An 18995-nucleotide genomic window follows, 5' to 3' on the forward strand; every position below is an offset into this window, starting at 1 on the left:
ATAATAATTCCAATAAATGTACATTTTTAGCCGTATTAAATAATCCCGTATAAAGAGCCCCCTTTCGTGCCTAGTCGATCCACTCTTCGTTCAACTACCTCGTCTTTTATCAAGTCAGGTGCGTGATGAGGTTTACGACGCGCATCTATAATTACAGGGCCACGACAACCCCAATGCTTATATTTTGTAAAACTATTTACGCCATATATATCGTAAGCCGGATTTGAACGTGTAAAAGTAACCCAAACAAAATTGTTGATATTCTCGGCTGTATACGCGGCATCGTCGGCCAATACAATCAGTTGAATACCGTTAAAATTTATTTCACGCATGGCATTGCACCAATTGTCCAGGATTATTTCTTCCTGTTCATACGAACTAAAATCAGCTCCATCGACAACAAGGATACCAGGTAAAGCCATCTTCACTTGATTAAAGGGACGAGGGATATCCAAATCGTTCGGAATTTCGGTAGCAAGCATCCTTTTTTTGGAACCTGCTGCTGCAAAAACGACCTTAGAGCCCGCATTCAATCCATCCCCGGAATAATCTAACGTGTCTATTGTCGTATTCGTATGAAAATGGAGATCACGGGACAAATCAATACGTTCTAATATATGGGTAAAAAATCCCGCTACATCATGAATATCCAATGCCGGATTATCTTCTATTGCTCCTATAAATAAGTATTTAGCTAGACTTAGTTGATTCTTACCTAAAGCCTGACTTGCAATCGTCAAAATTTCTTGCGGCCGATCCACTTTATGATACGGCGTATAACTCTCTCTACCTATCGCAAACAGCAGCGGATGCACTCCCGCTGCATCTACAGCATGTACCGCCTGCAGTCCATTAATTTCTTTTGGAATGGCCGCTCCCGTTATCTCATGGATCAGATTACCAAAGCTGGTATCTTCTTGAGGAGGTCGCCCTACCACCGTGAAAGACCAAATAGGATCCTTTTTGTGGTACACGTTGTGCACTTTCATCAACGGAAAAGGATGCGTCAACGAATAGTAACCAATATGGTCTCCAAATGGGCCTTCCGGTTTAGTTTCATTCGGATATACAGTTCCCGTAATGACAAAATCCGCATCCGCAGAAATACAAAACCCTTCTTCATCATAAAAATAGCGGAAACGTCTATTTCCTAGTGCCCCTGCAAATATCATTTCGGAGAGTCCTTCTGGGAGGGGCATGACGGCAGACAAGGGATGCGAAGGCGGCCCACCAACAAAAATACTCACTTTCAAAGGCCGTCCCAGTTCATTAGCTTTCATTTGATGGATTCCAATCCCCCTGTGCAGTTGATAATGCAAGCCAATCTCCTCATCCTTAATATATTCGTTTCCGGAAATCTGAATACGGTACATACCTAGATTAGCCTTCATAATACCAGGACTACTTATATCTTCTGTGTACACCTGTGGCATAGTCACAAATGCACCACCATCCATTGGCCAATTGACTATCTGGGGTAACTTACTGATCTGGGTTTTACCGTACAAGATCGGAGCATTCGATTTCTTCTTCCATGGTAATGCACCTAATGCAACCGCTGAAGATCCAATATATTTGAATGGATTTTTTAACACGGCTGTAGGATCCATCTTCACATCGACTAATTTTTTGATGTGATCTAATGTATCACGGAACATAAATTTAGATCGATCCAATGTACCGAACAAATTGGAAACAGCAGGAAATTCGGATCCTTTGATATTTTCGAAAAACAAAGCAGGACCTTCTGCATCAAAAACACGCATATGAATAGCTGCCATCTCTAAATATGGATCCACCTCTTCCTTGATACGTATTAAATGACCATTTTTCTCTAAATCAGCCACACAGGCTGCCAAACTTGAATATCCCATTTTTTGTGCAGTAGTTGAATCACAAAAATAGCAGAATATTTGGCTTAACTATAACAAATGCGGAGATAATAAGGGTTAAATCCCTTCATCGATAGCCGTATATTCAAAGTCAAACTGCTTTTCCCAAGACGAATTGTCGACAGGTGGAGATTTACTTAATTCCAAGATATAATCGCTATATAAGTCACATTTGATCCCATAGAAATATTTATTACATAGCTGAGGGAGCAGTTTATTTGTGAAAGGCAGTATTTTGAATTTTATATCAGGTTTTCTTTTCTCAGCATATTTTTTAAAGACATCATAAAAATCAACTAGTTTAGGCCCTCCAAACTCCACATATTGGTTGATGAACGACGTACCCCAATCAATATTCTTGATCCATCTAAATACATCTTTTAGTAACACAGGATTAAACTTAATTGACGAATGAGGTTTAAATAAAAAAACCACAGGATGTTTTAACATTTCATTCATAAAGCGATCGAAGGTTGTTCCTATACCAATAGCTATATCTTTCAATAAGATGGTAAATACGACATTTAGCTCTCGAAAAAGTTGTTCCACTTCTTTCAGGTGCTTCCTATCATACAACCTTCCTACATAAATAATTCTGTTGCAGGAATTTTTCTGCGAAAGATGGATAAAGTTACGAAGAGATAATAATTCATAATTCTTCGCTATTTTATCATCCAGATCCGGTATTTGTGTAAAATAAAAAGCCAACATAAGATCATGTAATTGGAAAGAGTCAAAATCTACTCCTTTTCTAATTAAATCCACGGAGCTAATACTTGCCGCTATGGGTAGCTCCATGTTCTTCTTAAAAAGAACTTCATCTCGTACTGAACCGTGAATACGATATGTTTCATCTTGCATGTAACTCACGCAGGCTTTTCCCAAATATGAATGTAACCCACAAACCAAGATATTCATAATCCTTTATTTCAATATGCTGAAATTATAACCTTGTTTATTGTGTTTTTGTTTTTCACCGAGCCAAATTGCTTTCAAATGTTTATATAGTGTCAATATTGGTTCTTTATATGTAATACATGGCTCAAATGATCTATATTTGTTGTATTTCAAGCAATTTAAATAGTAAATCAGGCATGAGCAAACGGGTTATCTTAGTATGGTTTAGAAACGATCTTCGCACACACGATAACGAAGTTTTACATGCCGCAATCGAGAAGGCGGATTTTGTAATTCCTGTTTACATCTTTGATCCACGATATTATCAAATAAACAAGTCCGGATATACCAACACAGGTAAACTCAGATCATTATATATCTTAAATACCGTCCGTTCCCTGAAAGAAAAACTTCAATCCCTGGGAGGCGATTTAATGACATTCGAAGGTTTACCTGAAGAAATTATTCCTCATCTTGTACAAAAATATGATGTCAATGAGGTATACCATCATCGTGAAATCGCGCGAACTGAAACTTCCATTTCGGAAAGAGTTGAAGAAGCGTTGTGGAAAATACAATGTAATTTAAAACATTTTATAGGACACACCTTATACCACAAAGAGGATCTCCCTTTTCCTATAAAAGACATTCCGAACAGTTTTAATATATTCAAGAAAAAAATAGAACGCGAAAGTAGTGTTAGAAGCCCTTTGTCAGAAATTGCTTCGATTACCATTCCTCCTCATTTAGAGAAAACCGAACTCTCTGAATATGGGGAGACCGAGCATTACAGTTATGGAGAAAAAGCGGCAATCAATCAATTAAATATGATCTTCAGTCAACCGTTGGGGAATGAAGATTTGTATATAAGACTTTCGCCATTTCTTGCTATTGGATCGTTATCTCCTGTATATACTTATCATTATATTAACGAGCGTATCACCACGTCTAATAAAAAACAAGTAGCTAAGATAACAGAGCGTCTATTGTGGCGGGATTATTATCGGTTTATGCTTAAAAAATATCCGAACAAATACTTTTTAAGTCAATCCACTGCAGATCCGGATACTATAAAAATAGAAAACTGGAGAACAGGCAATACCGAAAATCCAACCATCAACATGTACATGCAGGAATTGAATAATACAGGCATCATCTCTTATATACAAAGAGAAGCTCTTGCTTTGTTTTTTACCTATGAATACCAACAGCCTTGGCTACAGGGTGCGGTCTGGTTTGAAGAAAAACTGATCGATTATGCTCCCGCAACGAACTACGGATTCTGGGCACATATTGCCGGCGAAGGCACCAGTGAAAAAGACAACAAGTCAAGTAAAGAATGGGAAAAGGAAAAAGCCAATTTATTTTAGTTTTGTACCGAAAAAGTAAAAGTTTAAGGTAAAAATAAAATGAGATTTTGAGAACCTGAAATAAGCCGGAAATATTGATTTATAATGACATTTCGGGCATACAAAATATTAAATTTCACTAGCCAAAACTGCTTTATTATTTATAACTTTGGCAAATTCTATAGATTACAACAAATAAATGGATAAATTGACATATTTGAGTAACGCTGACTCAAGTTACATTGACGGGTTATATCAAACGTACAAAGCTGATCCAAATTCGGTAGACTTTGGTTGGCAAAAGTTCTTTGAAGGTTTTGATTTTGGTCAAAAAGCCGGGAGCAGTTCCGTGGATGTAGAAAATGTGCCGGAACATGCTTTAAAAGAAATCGATGTATTGAATATGATTCACGGATACAGAGATCGTGGTCATTTATTCACAGATACCAATCCCGTTCGTGAACGACGCAAATACTACCCCGGAAAGGAATTGGAAACTTTCGGCCTTTCTGAAGCTGATATGGATACCGTCTTTAATGCAGGGGTTGAAATCGGCTTGGGCCCGGCAAAACTACGTGATATCCGTCAATTAATCGAAGATACTTATTGCCGCTCAATCGGGGCTGAATTTAAGTATATCCGTAACCCTGAAAAAATCAAATGGTTGCAGGATAGAATGGAGGCCGACCGCAATCAACCCAATTATACAAAGGAGCAAAAAAGCAGAATCCTACAAAAAATAAACAGAGCAGTTGTATTTGAAAGTTTTCTGGGTACTAAATTTTTAGGGCAGAAAAGATTCTCTTTAGAAGGAGCTGAAAGCTTAATCGCAGCACTTGATTCCGTTATTGAACAAGGTGCAAATCTAGGGATTCAAGAGTTCATGATCGGTATGGCGCATCGTGGTCGTCTGAATGTATTGGCCAATATCATGGGCAAACCTTACAAAACGATATTCTCTGAATTTGAAGGTAAAATGTATGCGGAAGAAGATCCTGAATTACAATTCGGTGGTGATGTTAAGTATCATCTGGGATATTCGTCAGATATCAAAACAGATTCGGGCAAAGCGATCCACTTAAGTCTTGCTCCAAACCCATCCCATTTAGAAACTGTAGACCCTATCGTCGAAGGTATGGTTCGTTCTAAAATCGACACGAAATATGACGGAGATTCTTCCAAGATCGCTCCAATCTTAATTCATGGTGACGCTGCTATTGCTGGTCAAGGCGTGGTATACGAAGTGACTCAAATGTCGAAATTGGAAGGTTACCGCGCAGGAGGTACTATCCATATTGTCATCAACAATCAAGTAGGTTTCACGACGAACTATAAAGATGCTCGTTCAGGTACGTACTGTACAGATGTTGCAAAAATCACTTCTTCACCAGTGTTCCATGTAAACGGCGATGATGCAGAAGCGGTTGTGTACGCGATTAATCTCGCGGTAGAGTACCGCCAAAAGTACAAAACTGACGTTTTCATCGATTTATTGTGTTACCGTCGTTATGGCCACAATGAAGCGGATGAACCCAAGTTTACACAACCCCTGTTGTACAAAGCTATCGAGAAACATGCCAATCCGAAGGAAGTATATGCTAAAAAATTAATCGATGAAGGTACAATTGACGTTGCTTATGCAAAAGAAGTAGAAAAAGAATTCAAAGATTATCTTCAAATACAACTGGATGCGGCTAAGAAAGTCACTAATCTTGAAGAAGAAGTGCCGATGTTTGGGGGTGCCTGGAAAGGACTATATCCTGCTAAGAAAGCTGATATTTGGAAGACGACCGATACCGCGGTTTCATCTGAAACGTTCCTGGATTTAGCAAAACAAATTACCGCTCTTCCTAAAGACAAAAAGTTCTTCCGTAAGATCTCCAAATTGTTTGAAGATCGCGCTGCTATGATCGAAAAAGATTCATACGACTGGGCAATGGGCGAATTGATGGCTTATGCAACTTTATTGAATGAAGGTAAACGTGTGCGTATCTCCGGACAGGATGTACAACGTGGGACGTTTTCACATCGTCATGCTGTATTGACGCTTGAAGATTCAGAAGAGAAATATGTACCATTGGCTCAAGTAAACGGTGGAGACAAATTCAACATTTACAACTCTTTACTATCAGAATACGCGGTACTCGGATTTGAATACGGATACGCATCGGCTAACCCACAATCTTTAACCATCTGGGAAGCACAGTTTGGAGATTTTTACAATGGTGCTCAGATCATCATCGATCAATACTTAAGTAGTGCTGAGACGAAATGGAAGCGTTCAAACGGTTTGGTAATGATGCTTCCACATGGTATGGAAGGGCAAGGACCGGAACACTCCTCAGCACGTATCGAGCGTTTCTTGGAATTATGTGCTAATGACAACATGGTGTTGGCCAATTGCACTACTCCGGCTAACTATTTTCATTTATTAAGACGCCAATTGGTACGCGATTTTCGTAAACCATTGATTGTATTCACACCAAAAAGCTTATTACGCCATCCAAAAGTTGTTTCGTCTCTTGCTGATTTCACAAAAATGACCTTCCAGGAAGTAATTGATGACAGCAATGTAGAAGCAGCTTCTGTAAAACGCGTATTATTCTGTTCTGGAAAAATCTATTACGATTTACTTGAAAAACAACAGAATGAAAAGCGTACAGATGTAGCTGTTATTCGTATTGAACAATTATTCCCGACACCTGTCAAAGAATTGGAAGCCATTCGCAAAAAATATAGCAAGGCAAAAGAATTTATCTGGGTACAGGAAGAAAACGAGAATATGGGAGCCTGGCCTTACTACTGTCGTAAATTACGAAAAACAAACATCGAGTTTACGGATGTCATTGCACGTACCGAAAGTGGTAGCACGGCAACGGGATATATGAAAAAACACGTGATGCAACAAGATGCAATAATTAATAAATCATTCGAATAAACAATATAATTAAACCCTAACATCGTATATTTCTTAGGTAAATACGTTCTTAAAACAGAGTAGAACAGGACCATCAGGGTCACCGAAGATAAACGGATAGATTTGCATTTATATTCAAAACAATTATAATTGCATATAAAAGCAAATTTATCTAAGTTTAAAATATATATAGAAGTTGGTTTTACAGAAATAGATATATGAGCTTAGAAATCAAAGTACCTACGGTTGGTGAATCGATCACCGAAGTGACATTATCACAATGGCTAAAGCAAGATGGCGACTACGTCGAGATGGACGAAAATATCGCTGAATTGGAATCAGACAAAGCTACATTTGAATTACCTGCTGAAAAAGCCGGTATATTAAAAATCATTGCTCAAGAAGGTGATACTTTAGAAATTGGTGCAGTGGTATGTACGATTGAGGATGGTGAAGCTCCAGCTGCCGGTGGTGAAAAACCTGCTGCCGAAGCTCCGGCAAAACAAGAATCAAGTGCTCCGGCACAGGAAGCTTCTGAAAACCCGGACTCTTATGCTGCCGGAACAGCTTCTCCTGCTGCAGCTAAAATATTAAGGGAAAAAGGCATCGACGCGTCTACCGTCAAAGGAACAGGCAAAGATGGCCGTATTACAAAAGAAGATGCTGAAAAAGCACAGTCTGCTCCTGCAGCTCCAAAAACAGCATCTAAACCTGCTGCGAGTGCGGCAATAGCAGCTCCTGTAGTAGCTGGTACACGTAACGAACGTCGTGAAAAAATGACTTCATTACGTAAGACTATTGCAAAACGCTTGGTATCTGTTAAAAATGAAACGGCTATGTTAACTACGTTTAACGAAGTAAACATGCAGCCGATCATGGATCTAAGATCGAAGTATAAAGATATTTTCAAGGAAAAACACGGTGTAGGTCTTGGTTTTATGTCATTCTTTACAAAAGCGGTGACTACAGCCTTAAAAGAATGGCCTGCGGTAAATGCACGTATCGAAGAAAATGAATTGGTATATTCTGATTTTGCGGATATTTCAATTGCAGTTTCAGCTCCTAAAGGGTTAGTCGTTCCGGTAATCCGTAATGCCGATTCATTGTCACTGTATGGTATCGAAAAAGAAATCATCAATTTGGCGACCAAAGCTCGTGATAACAAGTTAACTATCGAGGAAATGACAGGCGGAACATTTACCATCACGAATGGAGGTGTATTTGGATCTATGCTGTCTACGCCTATTATCAACGCGCCTCAATCGGCAATCTTGGGTATGCACAACATTATCCAACGCCCTATCGCTGAAAATGGTCAGGTAGTGATTCGTCCGATGATGTACATTGCATTGTCTTACGACCACCGCATCATTGATGGCCGCGAGTCGGTAAGCTTCCTGGTACGCGTAAAACAGCTATTAGAAGATCCAGCAAGATTATTATTGGAAGTATAATTAAGAATTTACATATCTTTGAGGCTACCTACGATTAGGTAGCCTTTTTTATCTTTATGCAAATAGATCAACAGCTCATCATCAAATTTCTGATGTTCTCCATCGTCGGAGCATCAGGTGTAATTGTTGATTTTTCCATTACATGGTTATGCAAGGAGAGGGCAAAAATCCACAAGTATGTGGCGAATTCCCTTGGTTTTATTACGGCGACCGTCAGCAACTACCTGTTAAATAGATATTGGACCTTCTATACAGAAAATGCACAGGCGAAATTTGTTGAATTTTCTAAGTTCTTCTTCATTGCCGTAGTCGGACTAGCCATCAATAATGCGATATTGTACTTTTTTCATGAAAAATTGAAATGGAATTTCTACGTATCCAAGTTAGTTGCTATTGGTATCGTATCCATTTGGAATTTCTCTTTTAATTATCTTTATACTTTTACGACTGTATCGTAATGGCATCACTCATCAAGAATTTCAAAATCCAATATTTTCTGCTGTTTTGGGCTTGCATAAACTTGATTCAGGGAACATTTATGGAGCTCCATGTAGATGAAGCCTACTATTGGATATACAATAAGTTTCTGGATTGGGGGTATTATGATCATCCTCCTATGGTAGCCGTTTTTATAAAGGTCGGGACATTTTTCACGCACTCAGCGCTGGGGGTACGACTGATCAGTATCATTAGCAATGTATGCGCTATTTATTTTCTCTGGCAAATTGTAAAGCCCTATGCCAACAATGTTTGGCTTTTCGCCTGCCTCTATTGCAGCTTTGTCATATTCCATGTATATGGCTTTATTAATTCCCCAGACAGTCCGCTCCTCTTCTTCGCCATCCTCTATTTCTATTTCTTAAAAGGATATCTCCACGAAAAACGATTCAACATCCAGACTGTCCTGTGTCTCTCACTCGTCATTACGGGTATGCTGTACAGCAAATATCACGGAATTCTACTTTTGTTCTTCACGATTCTTGCAGATTGGAAATTACTAAAGAGACCTTCCTTTTGGTCCATTGTACTATTATCTCTGGCGCTATATCTGCCACATATTTTATGGCAAATCAAGAATGATTATCCGTCGATCCAATTCCACGTGTTTGAACGAAATGCACGGGAATATAAGATATCGTTCACATTGGATTATCTGCTAAGTCTTATTCTCGTAGTGGGACCGCTATCCGGTTGGTATTTGTATTATCGGTTTTTCAAGTTAAAAAATGAAGATACCTTTCTACGTATATTAAAATTTGTTTTTTGGGGATTTTTAATTTTCTTTTTTCTTTCCTCTTTCAAAAGCCGAGTACAGGCGCAATGGGTTTTATTGGCTTATATCCCCCTATTTATATTGGGGTATATTGCACTCGCCAGATACCAGGTGCCCAAATGGTTTTATACATTACTATATAGTACCATTGCGCTGATTATGGTTATTCGATTAGCCCTTATCATTCCTGTTCCAGCCCTGCAAAAGATCCAGTCGGTAAATGCGTACTGGGGACATGCCGATCTGGCAAGCCAACTAAAAGAAAAAGCCAAAGGCAGATACCTTATTTTTGACAATGGGTTTCAGGATGCCTCATCCTATAATTTTTATACAAATACCACCACGGCTCTATCCTATAACCCGCGTACTTATCGTAAAACCCAGTACGATTATTGGCCGATAGAAGATAGCCTGCGCAACAAAAACGTCTATTTTGTCAGACCCTATTCCTTTGAAACCATTGAACAAGATACCATAACATCCGAGTTACGTGGTGCCTGGTATGGCACCGCTATCGATACGGTTCGTTTATATCAAAAAGTAGAAATTTCATGCGATAATCTTCCGGACACCATACAGCAGGGCAAGAAATACCATATCAGGCTTTCCATCACGAACCCGTACGACGAGGAAATCACCTTCGATAATACGAAAAGTAAATGGCCTTTGTTTTTCGAATACGGATACACGAAGTACGTCTATGAATCTGGAGAGTTTTTCGAGTTTGATGAAGACTATCACGTTTTAAAAATTGCACCGAAGCAAACGAAACATGTCGATGTAAGCATCACTGCCCCTTCTGAATTGGGCGAAAGATTAATTATGTTTTCCCTGCGAACCGATCCTTTTATTGGCCCGCGAAATAGTAAAAAATATCCGATATATGTTACTGAAAATTAAAATTTTAGCATTAGGAATATGTTTGTGTTCCTATCAGGCCGTTCATGCACAGCAAACAGAAGGACAAATTGATTTTCATGGTTTTGCAGACAATCGCGAATATTCAAACTCAGATCGATATCCTCAAACTATTTTTGGAACCAGAGTCACACCAGAGCTAGGTTTGCTCGTAGACAGTATCCACCGTATCCGCATAGGAGTCAGCTATTTGCATGAATTCGGAACCAAAAACATTAAAAATCCCGTTCGTCCGGTCGCCTATTACAATTACGACAATAATGGATTCGATTTCAAGATCGGGATGTTTCCCCGGCATGAATACCTCGACGAATACCCCAAAGCTATTTTGAGTGATACCATCGGCTATTACCAGCCCAATATCGAAGGGATGTTGGTTAAATATAAAAATGAGCACTTTCATCAACAGATTTGGATAGACTGGAACAGTCGTCAAACGAGAGCGGATCGCGAGCAGTTCATGGTAGGCATATCGGGAAATGTCAATCTGAACAAGACATTTTACATCAAGCATTTTGCTACCTTATGGCATAATGCCGGACCGATGGTCGATACGCCAGATCCCGATGATCACATACGGGATAATGGAGCAACCTCGTTACATATCGGAGCCGATTTAAGCGACAGAGGTTGGTTGGACTCCATCAACATTAATATCGGCGGAATTATCAATTATGACCGCCTTCGTAATGTCTACGACTGGCAGTTGCCAAAAGGATTTTTAAGTGAAATCTACCTGGAACATTATAAATTCTTCATCCGGAACACCTTCTATACCGGCGAATCATTAGCTATCCCTTATGGAGACGTCTTCTATACATCCAAACAGTATGACCGGTTGGACATTGGATGGATTCCGCTACGCTATAGAAATCTGGAAGGACGATTTATAGCCGGATTTCATTTTTCTGAAGGTGTAGTGGATAGTCAACAGCAATTTATTCTGCGCTATACGATAGGACATCTTTTTAATAGAAAGAAATAATTACATTTGTGTCTATGCAAGCGAAACCAAATCAAATTCTGTTCCCCGCCATCATCACGTTGGGAAGTATTTTAATTTCATATTATTATTACTTTACCGATTTGCCGGTATTTTCCGAACTGGTAGAAGAAGATGGGGTTTTCGAAAATTTAACGTCTTTATTTCTGTTTTTAACGGCGGTTTTCCTCATTCTCATTTTTGCTAAATTCCAATCGAATCATAAACTGAACTGGAAAATAGGATTAGCTATTATGATTGTAGGTTTGATCTTTGGAGCAGGTGAAGAGATTTCCTGGGGCCAACGTATTTTTGGTGTCGAGTCTTCCGACTTTTTCAAACAAAACAATGCGCAGGGAGAAACAAATCTCCATAATATGGTTGTAGGCGGAACAAAGATCAACAAAATTATATTTTCTTATGCTTTTTCGGTAATCTTCGGTATTTATTTTATCATACTTCCAATACTTTACAGGAGGAACGATAACATCAGGAGACTTGTTAACCAGTTTGGTATTCCTGTTGCTACAAATTTTCAAAGCATCCTCTTTTTAGTTGCCACCGTATTGGTCATGCTTCTTGATCATTCGCGTAAATGGGAACTATGGGAATTTATATTCGCATTTACGATATTCACCATTTTTGTTAATCCACTAAATAAAAGAGAAATCCAGACGGGCGTAAAATCCTAATAGCTGAGATACTCGGCATACACATTTTGATTATAAGCCTTCACTATATTCAGAAGGCTTTTTTCGTCTCCCGAAGAAGAGATCACTTGCTGTGACTGAGGGTCAAATACCAATGTACCGTTTTCGGAAATTACCCCAAAGGAATGCTTGGTATTAAAAAATGCATAGGATGTAAACTGCGTATCGAAAACATCCCTGCTCCAGCTATACCGATCCGAAGATATATTCAATTGATTCAAGATAGAAGAAGCCAAATCGACCTGACCCATTATTTTATTTATTTTCTGTCCTCTAAATTCCTCTTTTAATACATCACCAAAGAAAATTAAAGGAATATGGAAGCGCTTAGGATCGGTGATTTCACGGTTATATGGCAATCGGTGCCCATGATCTGCAGTAACTATGAAAAGCGTGTTCTTATACCAGCTTTCCTTTTTTGCTTTTTCTAAAAATTCATTTAAAACCGAATCGGTGTAAAATGCCGTACTCTTAAACTTGTTAGCCGTGGTATTATTACCAAATTTGTAGGTTGTTTTCAGATCAAAAGGCTCATGATTCGAAATCGTGAAAACGGTCGAAAAGAAGGGTGTTTTTTCACGATTCAGATCCGCAAGCATCTTTTCAAGCACATTATGATCATATACACCCCATGATGATTCGTTATATGAGGACGGAAAATCAGCCATATCGACGACACGATTCACCCCATGCGACATCATATAGGATTTGAAATTATAGAATTCGCTTTGTCCTCCGTAGTAAAACGAAGTCTGGTAGCCCGCACGATGGATCTCCTCCCCTATCCCAGCAAGCTTCTCGTGCTTTTTGATCGATTTAATTATGCTTTCCTTGCCCTGTGCCGGAAAGGCCGAAAAAACGCCGATAATCCCCTTATCTGAACGATCAGCCGCAGCATAGAATTGCGTAAAGGATAGTCCTTGTTTCGAAATTCGATCTAAATTCGGGGTCACCTCTTTTTCTCCACCTAAGTTTTCGATCAGATCCGCTGTAAAGCTCTCCAATAAAATCAATACGATATTGGGCCGTTCTGTATTTAAGATGGAAATGGATGAGTCTCCCTTTTCCGGAAATACCGGAGCGAGAATACGATCCATATCATGACTATCGTTGAAGTAATGGTATGGGTTGCCTCCGCTAGCGCTGTTTACCACATCATTAATAAAAGACCAATGTGTATTTACAGCCGCATGATTATAAAACTGATTAGATGAATAATAGGCCATACTTTCATTCAATGGAGACGTACCATAGCCCCCACGAATACACGTGAATAGAACGATCAAACCGACAAAGAAACTCAAAATATGAAGCGTAAAATGTGTCTTAAATTTTACAAAGGCACTCCTGAACAACAGATTGAAAACCATGCTTCCGCCTATTGCAATGACGACAAAGACGAGAAGGGGAATCCACAAATTAGTAGATACAGCAGATAAAAGGGCTTCTTGTGGTGTTTCAAAAAATGTCTCGATGGCACGCTGGGAAACCTTATCTGTCCACTCGGTATAGAGATTGACGCTGATACACGATAAAAAACCGAGAATAGCCAAGATGGAATAGGTATACATCCGTATCCATTTCGTTGAAAAAGACCAGTTTGGAACTATTGACCAAAGGAAATAACCGATAAAAGGCAGCGCACAAATATAGGCTGTCATCGATAAATCCAATTTAAATCCTGCCATATATATACGCGCAATCTCCTGAAAGGTGAATCCTGTATTTACCGGAGCAGCAAACAATAAAAACAACAACCTGTCTATCCAAGCTATGAAGAGCCAGAAAACGAAATATAAAAGTAAAAAGTATACCGATTTGTATTGTTGTTTCACGTTGCCTATTATCAAAATGTAGGCAAAGGTAATTAACTTAAATTTAATCTAAAATTTACACCCTGAATTTGCTATTGGCCCACTTGCTGTGATACCACTTCATCTGCTGAAATAAATAAATGAGTAATAACGTAACAACCGAGCCTACGATCGCTCCGACATAGACATCTCCGGTCCAATGTTGCGACAAATAAACACGCGAATATCCGGCCAGACAGGCTAAAATAAAGAATAATGGATTGCTGCGCTGGGAGGGGAAAACATAATACAATACCATCATTAGTGCAAAAACGCTGGTCGTATGCCCCGACGGAAAACTGTAATTTCCGTGAATATGATAGTCTGGCAAGGTATACCATGTCGGATCATCTTTGAATACCGATCCCGGACGGGGCATCTTTACCGATTTTTTAATAATCTGCGCAACCAGTCCCGAAAGTAAAAAAGAGATAATAGTCAGGATAGCATACTTATATCGTGTAAAAACCAGCAGCACCCCTACTGCCACCACAAATACCCCATCTCCAATATTCGTAAACACCCTGAAAAACCAATCTGCCCATTCGTGATGAACGGCATTTACGGTTCGGAATTGTTCTGTTTGATCGTATTTCAGACTAACGAATCCGCAGACAATCTCTACGAGAAGTAACGACAACAGTACAAAACGTAAATCAAATAGCAGCTGTTTAAAACGTAATGAGGTAGATTGCATGTCTAATATTTTGGTTTCACAAACTTAGGCAACTCGTATTTTGTTCACAAGTGTTTATTGATATTTATATCATTTATTTCCTTAAATTTCATCCGAATAACTTGCCTTTGTATGTCACGCTATTATAATTGTATATAAAGGCAAATTACGAATTATGTATTTTTGCATTCGGTATTCGTGAATGCAAAGCAATTTCTCTAAGTTTGCATTCTTATTTACTGAAGTAAACAATGAGCATAGCAAAAACTTACAATCCGAAAGAAGCAGAAGATAAATGGTACCAATACTGGATGGAAAACGGCTTTTTCCGTTCTACTCCTGATGCACGTGAGCCTTATACCATCGTAATGCCGCCACCAAACGTAACGGGGGTATTGCACATGGGTCACATGCTAAATAACACCATTCAAGATGTGTTGATCCGCAGGGCTCGTATGCAAGGAAAAAATGCCTGCTGGGTACCCGGAACAGACCATGCCTCGATCGCGACAGAAGCTAAGGTAGTAGCCATGCTCAAAGAACAGGGTATCGACAAGAAGTCCCTTACCCGGGAAGATTTCCTGAAACATGCCTGGGAGTGGAAAGAGAAATACGGCGGTATTATCTTAAAACAGTTAGAAAAACTGGGCGCTTCCTGCGATTGGGAACGCACCAAATTTACGATGGATGCCGATCTTTCCGAATCGGTAATCGATACATTTATCAAATTCTATAAAGCCGGCTACATCTATCGCGGTGTACGCATGGTCAACTGGGATCCGCAAGGGAAAACTGCGTTATCTGATGAAGAAGTAATCCGTAAAGAAGTACAGCAAAAATTATACTACATCCGCTATCAGATCAAAGATAGCGACGAATACGTCATCATTGCTACGACCCGTCCGGAAACGATTATGGCAGATGCTGCTATCTGTATCAATCCAAATGACGAACGTTATCAGCACTTGAAAGGTAAAACCGTAATCGTGCCCTTAGTAAACCGTGAAATCCCGATTATAGAAGATACCTATGTAGAAATGGAATTCGGAACCGGCTGTCTGAAAGTGACACCGGCACACGATTTAAATGACTATGAACTAGGACAAAAGCATAATTTAGAAGTTATCGACATCTTAAATGATGACGGTACCCTAAATGAAAAAGCCATTATTTTGGTTGGAGAAGACCGCTTCATCGCCCGCAAAAAAATTGCGAAACAATTGGAAGAGGTCGGTCAAATCGAAAAAATTGAAGATTATAAATCTCAAATCGGCTTCTCCGAGCGTACAGATGCCGCTATCGAACCGAAATTGTCTATGCAATGGTGGTGTAAGATGGACGAACTGGCTAAACCCGCTTTAGATTACGTGTTAAGTGGCGAAGTCCGTTTGATTCCGGACAAATTCACAGCCTCTTATAAGCATTGGATGGAAAATGTGAAAGACTGGTGTATCTCACGGCAGTTGTGGTGGGGACAGCGTATTCCGGCATGGTATAACGAGAAGAATGAATGGGTTATCGCCAAAACACAGGAAGAAGCTATTCAGGAATTCAAAAGCCAAGGAAAACCGGCAGAGCGCATTCGGCAGGAAGAAGATGTACTAGACACCTGGTTCTCCTCCGGACTATGGCCTATGTCTGTTTTCGATGGTGTACGTAATCCCGAAAACGAAGATTTCAAGTATTACTACCCGACCAATGATTTGGTAACTGCACCGGAGATCTTATTTTTCTGGGTGGCCCGCATGATTATCATGGGACACAACTATACGGAAAAAGCACCTTTCAAGAATGTGTACTTAACAGGTATCGTGCGTGATAAATTAGGCCGCAAAATGTCTAAGTCTTTAGGAAATTCGCCCGATCCAATCGAATTAATGGAGCAATACGGTACGGATGGTGTTCGTGTGGGAATGTTATTGTCCTCACCTGCCGGAAACGATTTAATGTTTGATGTGTCCTATTGCGAACAAGGACGTAACTTTGCCAATAAAATATGGAATGCATTCCGCTTGGTAAAGGGTTGGGAAACCACGGATTCGCCAGCTACAGCAGCCCCAAAAACTGCCGCTCAATGGTTTGAAAACCGTTTCAACCAAGCGGTGGCAGAAATAGACGAACATTTCAAACATTACCGCCTGTCAGACGCGTTAATGACAACTTACAAATTGATTTGGGATGATTTCTGTGCCTGGTACCTGGAATTGGTTAAACCGGCTTACCAAATGCCTATTGAACAGGAAACCTTAGAAACGGTAAAAAACTTCTTTCAAAAAATCCTTTCATTAGCTCATCCGTTTATGCCTTTCCTGACAGAAGAGTTGTGGCATGATGAATTGTTCGGCCAACGCGATGCAAAAGATTGTATCATCGTGGCTCCATATCCTGAGATTGCAGGTTTCAACGAAAATATCATTAAGGAATTTGCTTCGGTTCAACAGATCATCTCCGAAGTACGCAATGTGCGAAATTCCAAAGGGATTTCGCCGAAGATTGCTTTACCGCTGGCCATTAATGCTACTGAGATCGATTATTCGAAATACCAGGATAGTATTATCAAATTAGCGAACATTGAAGAATTAACATTCGTAAAAGATAAAGTAGCTGGAGCAGTCAGTTTCTTAGCGGGAAGAGATGAATGTTATATTGCCTTAGCCAATAATATTGATATCGATGCCGAAAGAGAGCGTATTCGCAAAGAAATCGAATACCTTCAAGGTTTCTTGGTATCCGTGGATAAGAAATTGTCTAATGAACGCTTTGTCGCTAATGCGAAGCCGGAAATCGTAGAAAATGAACAAAATAAAAAAGCAGATGCCGAAGCTAAAATCAAAATCTTGACAGAAAGCCTGGCAAGCTTAGGATAAGCTAGTATCCGATAGCCAAAAGGGCTTCCGTTTTGGCTATCGGATACTTCAAACCACATTCACCGAAAAAACCATTACTTTTACCGAGTACATCAGTCTATCTGCCTAATCCGCATTCCCATTCCCTCCCCAATAGCATATCTTTGAAATGTACAAATTAAATATAAAGCTATGTCAATTAAAGAAACATTTTCGATAAAAGGAGAGAATTTACTCAAAAAGATTCAAGAATTAATCGCTGAAGGCAATGTTACAAAAATCAGTATAGCTGATAAATCGGGAAAAGAAATCATGAGCTTTCCAGTAACCTTGGGCGTGATTGGTATATTATTAGCCCCTATTTTTGCTGCCGTTGGCACATTGGCTGCACTGCTTACAGAATGTAAAATTACGGTCGAACGCAATAACAAAGATCGTGTAAACGACGACGAAGCTGCTCAATAAATTAATTAAACGGCCCTGTTATGTATTGGTAACAGGGCTTATACTTTTAAATGCGCTCAATTTAATTACTTTATGATCTTAATTGCTGTTCTCCTTCCTTGGTTATCCTTCATTTTAAGGGGGAAAATTTTCTCAGGCTTTGTATGTCTTATTTTGCAATGCACGTTAATAGGTTGGCTTCCTGCGGCAATATGGGCGGTGGCATCCAGAATAGACGGAAAGAATAAAGCGCGCATTAGAATTCTAGAACGTCGAATGAACTATTAATAAAGACCCTTCAGTGATCTCCATTGTACTTCGGGCACCTGTACCTTTCGGTAGCTGTACTCATACATGCGTACCTTGGACTATTAAAAATTATCATCTTCATCTTTACTCCTTCTTTATCTTCCGATGGGTCTGCACACTCCACTTGGATCGTCTGCATCTAGTATTTTCTATTCGGTTTTCGTGAATGCAAAGCATTTAACTACATTGGTATATAGTCTTTATAAAGAAAGCATTATAAAAGCAATCACAATACATCCGGAATCTATAGAACAATTAAAATAGCAACAAATCAAGATTTTACTGTTTTATAAATGATAATCTAAAAAACGATGAACAATTTTAGGATCAAGCGGAATCTTTGGGGGCAATAAATAAATTCTTAGTTTAGCAGTCTTAAAATATATTACCTTGCAAGACGCAGAACGTAGACTTTTGACCTTATTGATGCCCGAAGGGCTGTTAGATTATTTCGATATCATGGAAGTTATCCAGG

The 18995-nt window shown here is 39.3% G+C and carries 14 protein-coding genes; 10 read left to right on the forward strand and 4 right to left on the reverse strand.

Going from position 1 to position 18995, the window contains the following annotated elements; genetic code table 11:
* Nucleotides 1-35: 35 nt before the first annotated feature.
* Complete coding sequence (locus E4F24_RS01390; RefSeq protein WP_140936819.1) at nucleotides 36-1874, reverse strand: UbiD family decarboxylase; 1839 nt, start codon at nucleotides 1872-1874, stop codon at nucleotides 36-38.
* Between the two features lie 75 nt (nucleotides 1875-1949).
* A complete protein-coding gene (locus tag E4F24_RS01395) occupies nucleotides 1950-2810 on the reverse strand; it encodes a Rossmann-fold NAD(P)-binding domain-containing protein (protein WP_140936820.1) in 861 nt (286 codons plus the stop codon).
* A 176-nt stretch (nucleotides 2811-2986) separates the two neighbouring features.
* On the opposite strand from E4F24_RS01395, the gene E4F24_RS01400 reads away from it, so the two are divergent.
* The 7 genes from E4F24_RS01400 to E4F24_RS01430 all read left to right on the forward strand — a co-directional run bounded on the left by E4F24_RS01400 (nucleotide 2987) and on the right by E4F24_RS01430 (nucleotide 12374).
* Complete coding sequence (locus E4F24_RS01400) at nucleotides 2987-4159, forward strand: deoxyribodipyrimidine photo-lyase (protein WP_181182332.1); 1173 nt, start codon at nucleotides 2987-2989, stop codon at nucleotides 4157-4159.
* Between the two features lie 178 nt (nucleotides 4160-4337).
* The gene (locus E4F24_RS01405; protein WP_140936822.1) at nucleotides 4338-7076 is read left to right on the forward strand and encodes a 2-oxoglutarate dehydrogenase E1 component; all 2739 of its coding nucleotides are present in this window, start codon (nucleotides 4338-4340) and stop codon (nucleotides 7074-7076) included.
* Nucleotides 7077-7273: 197 nt separating this feature from the next.
* The gene (gene odhB / locus E4F24_RS01410) at nucleotides 7274-8509 is read left to right on the forward strand and encodes a 2-oxoglutarate dehydrogenase complex dihydrolipoyllysine-residue succinyltransferase (RefSeq protein WP_140936823.1); all 1236 of its coding nucleotides are present in this window, start codon (nucleotides 7274-7276) and stop codon (nucleotides 8507-8509) included.
* A 56-nt stretch (nucleotides 8510-8565) separates the two neighbouring features.
* Nucleotides 8566-8967, forward strand: a complete 402-nt coding sequence (locus tag E4F24_RS01415) for a GtrA family protein (RefSeq protein WP_140936824.1) — start codon at nucleotides 8566-8568, stop codon at nucleotides 8965-8967.
* Nucleotides 8967-10682 carry an ArnT family glycosyltransferase gene (locus tag E4F24_RS01420; RefSeq protein WP_140936825.1) on the forward strand — a complete coding sequence of 572 codons (1716 nt, stop codon included), beginning with the start codon at nucleotides 8967-8969 and terminating at the stop codon, nucleotides 10680-10682. The genes E4F24_RS01415 and E4F24_RS01420 overlap by 1 nt, the downstream gene beginning before the upstream one ends.
* Nucleotides 10666-11685, forward strand: a complete 1020-nt coding sequence (locus tag E4F24_RS01425; protein WP_140936826.1) for a hypothetical protein — start codon at nucleotides 10666-10668, stop codon at nucleotides 11683-11685. The genes E4F24_RS01420 and E4F24_RS01425 overlap by 17 nt, the downstream gene beginning before the upstream one ends.
* 14 nt (nucleotides 11686-11699) lie before the next feature.
* On the forward strand, nucleotides 11700-12374 hold the full coding sequence (locus tag E4F24_RS01430) for a hypothetical protein (protein WP_140936827.1): 675 nt from the start codon (nucleotides 11700-11702) through the stop codon (nucleotides 12372-12374).
* Here the strand turns inward: E4F24_RS01430 and E4F24_RS01435 are convergent.
* Both E4F24_RS01435 and E4F24_RS01440 read right to left on the reverse strand, forming a co-directional pair.
* The gene (locus E4F24_RS01435) at nucleotides 12371-14227 is read right to left on the reverse strand and encodes an LTA synthase family protein (RefSeq protein ID WP_140936828.1); all 1857 of its coding nucleotides are present in this window, start codon (nucleotides 14225-14227) and stop codon (nucleotides 12371-12373) included. The genes E4F24_RS01430 and E4F24_RS01435 overlap by 4 nt on opposite strands.
* 55 nt (nucleotides 14228-14282) lie before the next feature.
* Nucleotides 14283-14942 carry a phosphatase PAP2 family protein gene (locus tag E4F24_RS01440; RefSeq protein ID WP_140936829.1) on the reverse strand — a complete coding sequence of 220 codons (660 nt, stop codon included), beginning with the start codon at nucleotides 14940-14942 and terminating at the stop codon, nucleotides 14283-14285.
* A 230-nt stretch (nucleotides 14943-15172) separates the two neighbouring features.
* Here E4F24_RS01440 and E4F24_RS01445 point away from each other — a divergent pair, with 230 nt between their 5' ends.
* The 3 genes from E4F24_RS01445 to E4F24_RS14095 all read left to right on the forward strand — a co-directional run bounded on the left by E4F24_RS01445 (nucleotide 15173) and on the right by E4F24_RS14095 (nucleotide 18499).
* The gene (locus tag E4F24_RS01445) at nucleotides 15173-17788 is read left to right on the forward strand and encodes a valine--tRNA ligase (RefSeq protein ID WP_140936830.1); all 2616 of its coding nucleotides are present in this window, start codon (nucleotides 15173-15175) and stop codon (nucleotides 17786-17788) included.
* A gap of 171 nt (nucleotides 17789-17959) precedes the next feature.
* On the forward strand, nucleotides 17960-18232 hold the full coding sequence (locus E4F24_RS01450; RefSeq protein WP_140936831.1) for a DUF4342 domain-containing protein: 273 nt from the start codon (nucleotides 17960-17962) through the stop codon (nucleotides 18230-18232).
* Nucleotides 18233-18304: 72 nt separating this feature from the next.
* Entirely contained in the window at nucleotides 18305-18499 is a 195-nt protein-coding gene (locus E4F24_RS14095; protein WP_140936832.1) for a YqaE/Pmp3 family membrane protein, read from the forward strand.
* Nucleotides 18500-18995: the final 496 nt, after the last annotated feature.

The organism is Sphingobacterium lumbrici (genome assembly GCF_006476045.1).
GTDB lineage: Bacteria > Bacteroidota > Bacteroidia > Sphingobacteriales > Sphingobacteriaceae > Sphingobacterium > Sphingobacterium lumbrici.

Excerpts from the sequence above, each read along its gene's own strand:
- E4F24_RS01395 (WP_140936820.1), bottom strand. The coding sequence starts at position 2,810 with ATGAATATCTTGGTTTGTGGGTTACATTCATATTTGGGAAAAGCCTGC.
- E4F24_RS01425 (WP_140936826.1), top strand. The coding sequence starts at position 10,666 with ATGTTACTGAAAATTAAAATTTTAGCATTAGGAATATGTTTGTGTTCC.
- odhB (WP_140936823.1), top strand. The coding sequence starts at position 7,274 with ATGAGCTTAGAAATCAAAGTACCTACGGTTGGTGAATCGATCACCGAA.
- E4F24_RS01430 (WP_140936827.1), top strand. The coding sequence starts at position 11,700 with ATGCAAGCGAAACCAAATCAAATTCTGTTCCCCGCCATCATCACGTTG.
- E4F24_RS01450 (WP_140936831.1), top strand. The coding sequence starts at position 17,960 with ATGTCAATTAAAGAAACATTTTCGATAAAAGGAGAGAATTTACTCAAA.
- E4F24_RS01400 (WP_181182332.1), top strand. The coding sequence starts at position 2,987 with ATGAGCAAACGGGTTATCTTAGTATGGTTTAGAAACGATCTTCGCACA.
- E4F24_RS01405 (WP_140936822.1), top strand. The coding sequence starts at position 4,338 with ATGGATAAATTGACATATTTGAGTAACGCTGACTCAAGTTACATTGAC.
- E4F24_RS01390 (WP_140936819.1), bottom strand. The coding sequence starts at position 1,874 with ATGGGATATTCAAGTTTGGCAGCCTGTGTGGCTGATTTAGAGAAAAAT.
- E4F24_RS01440 (WP_140936829.1), bottom strand. The coding sequence starts at position 14,942 with ATGCAATCTACCTCATTACGTTTTAAACAGCTGCTATTTGATTTACGT.
- E4F24_RS01420 (WP_140936825.1), top strand. The coding sequence starts at position 8,967 with ATGGCATCACTCATCAAGAATTTCAAAATCCAATATTTTCTGCTGTTT.
- E4F24_RS01415 (WP_140936824.1), top strand. The coding sequence starts at position 8,566 with ATGCAAATAGATCAACAGCTCATCATCAAATTTCTGATGTTCTCCATC.
- E4F24_RS14095 (WP_140936832.1), top strand. The coding sequence starts at position 18,305 with ATGATCTTAATTGCTGTTCTCCTTCCTTGGTTATCCTTCATTTTAAGG.
- E4F24_RS01445 (WP_140936830.1), top strand. The coding sequence starts at position 15,173 with ATGAGCATAGCAAAAACTTACAATCCGAAAGAAGCAGAAGATAAATGG.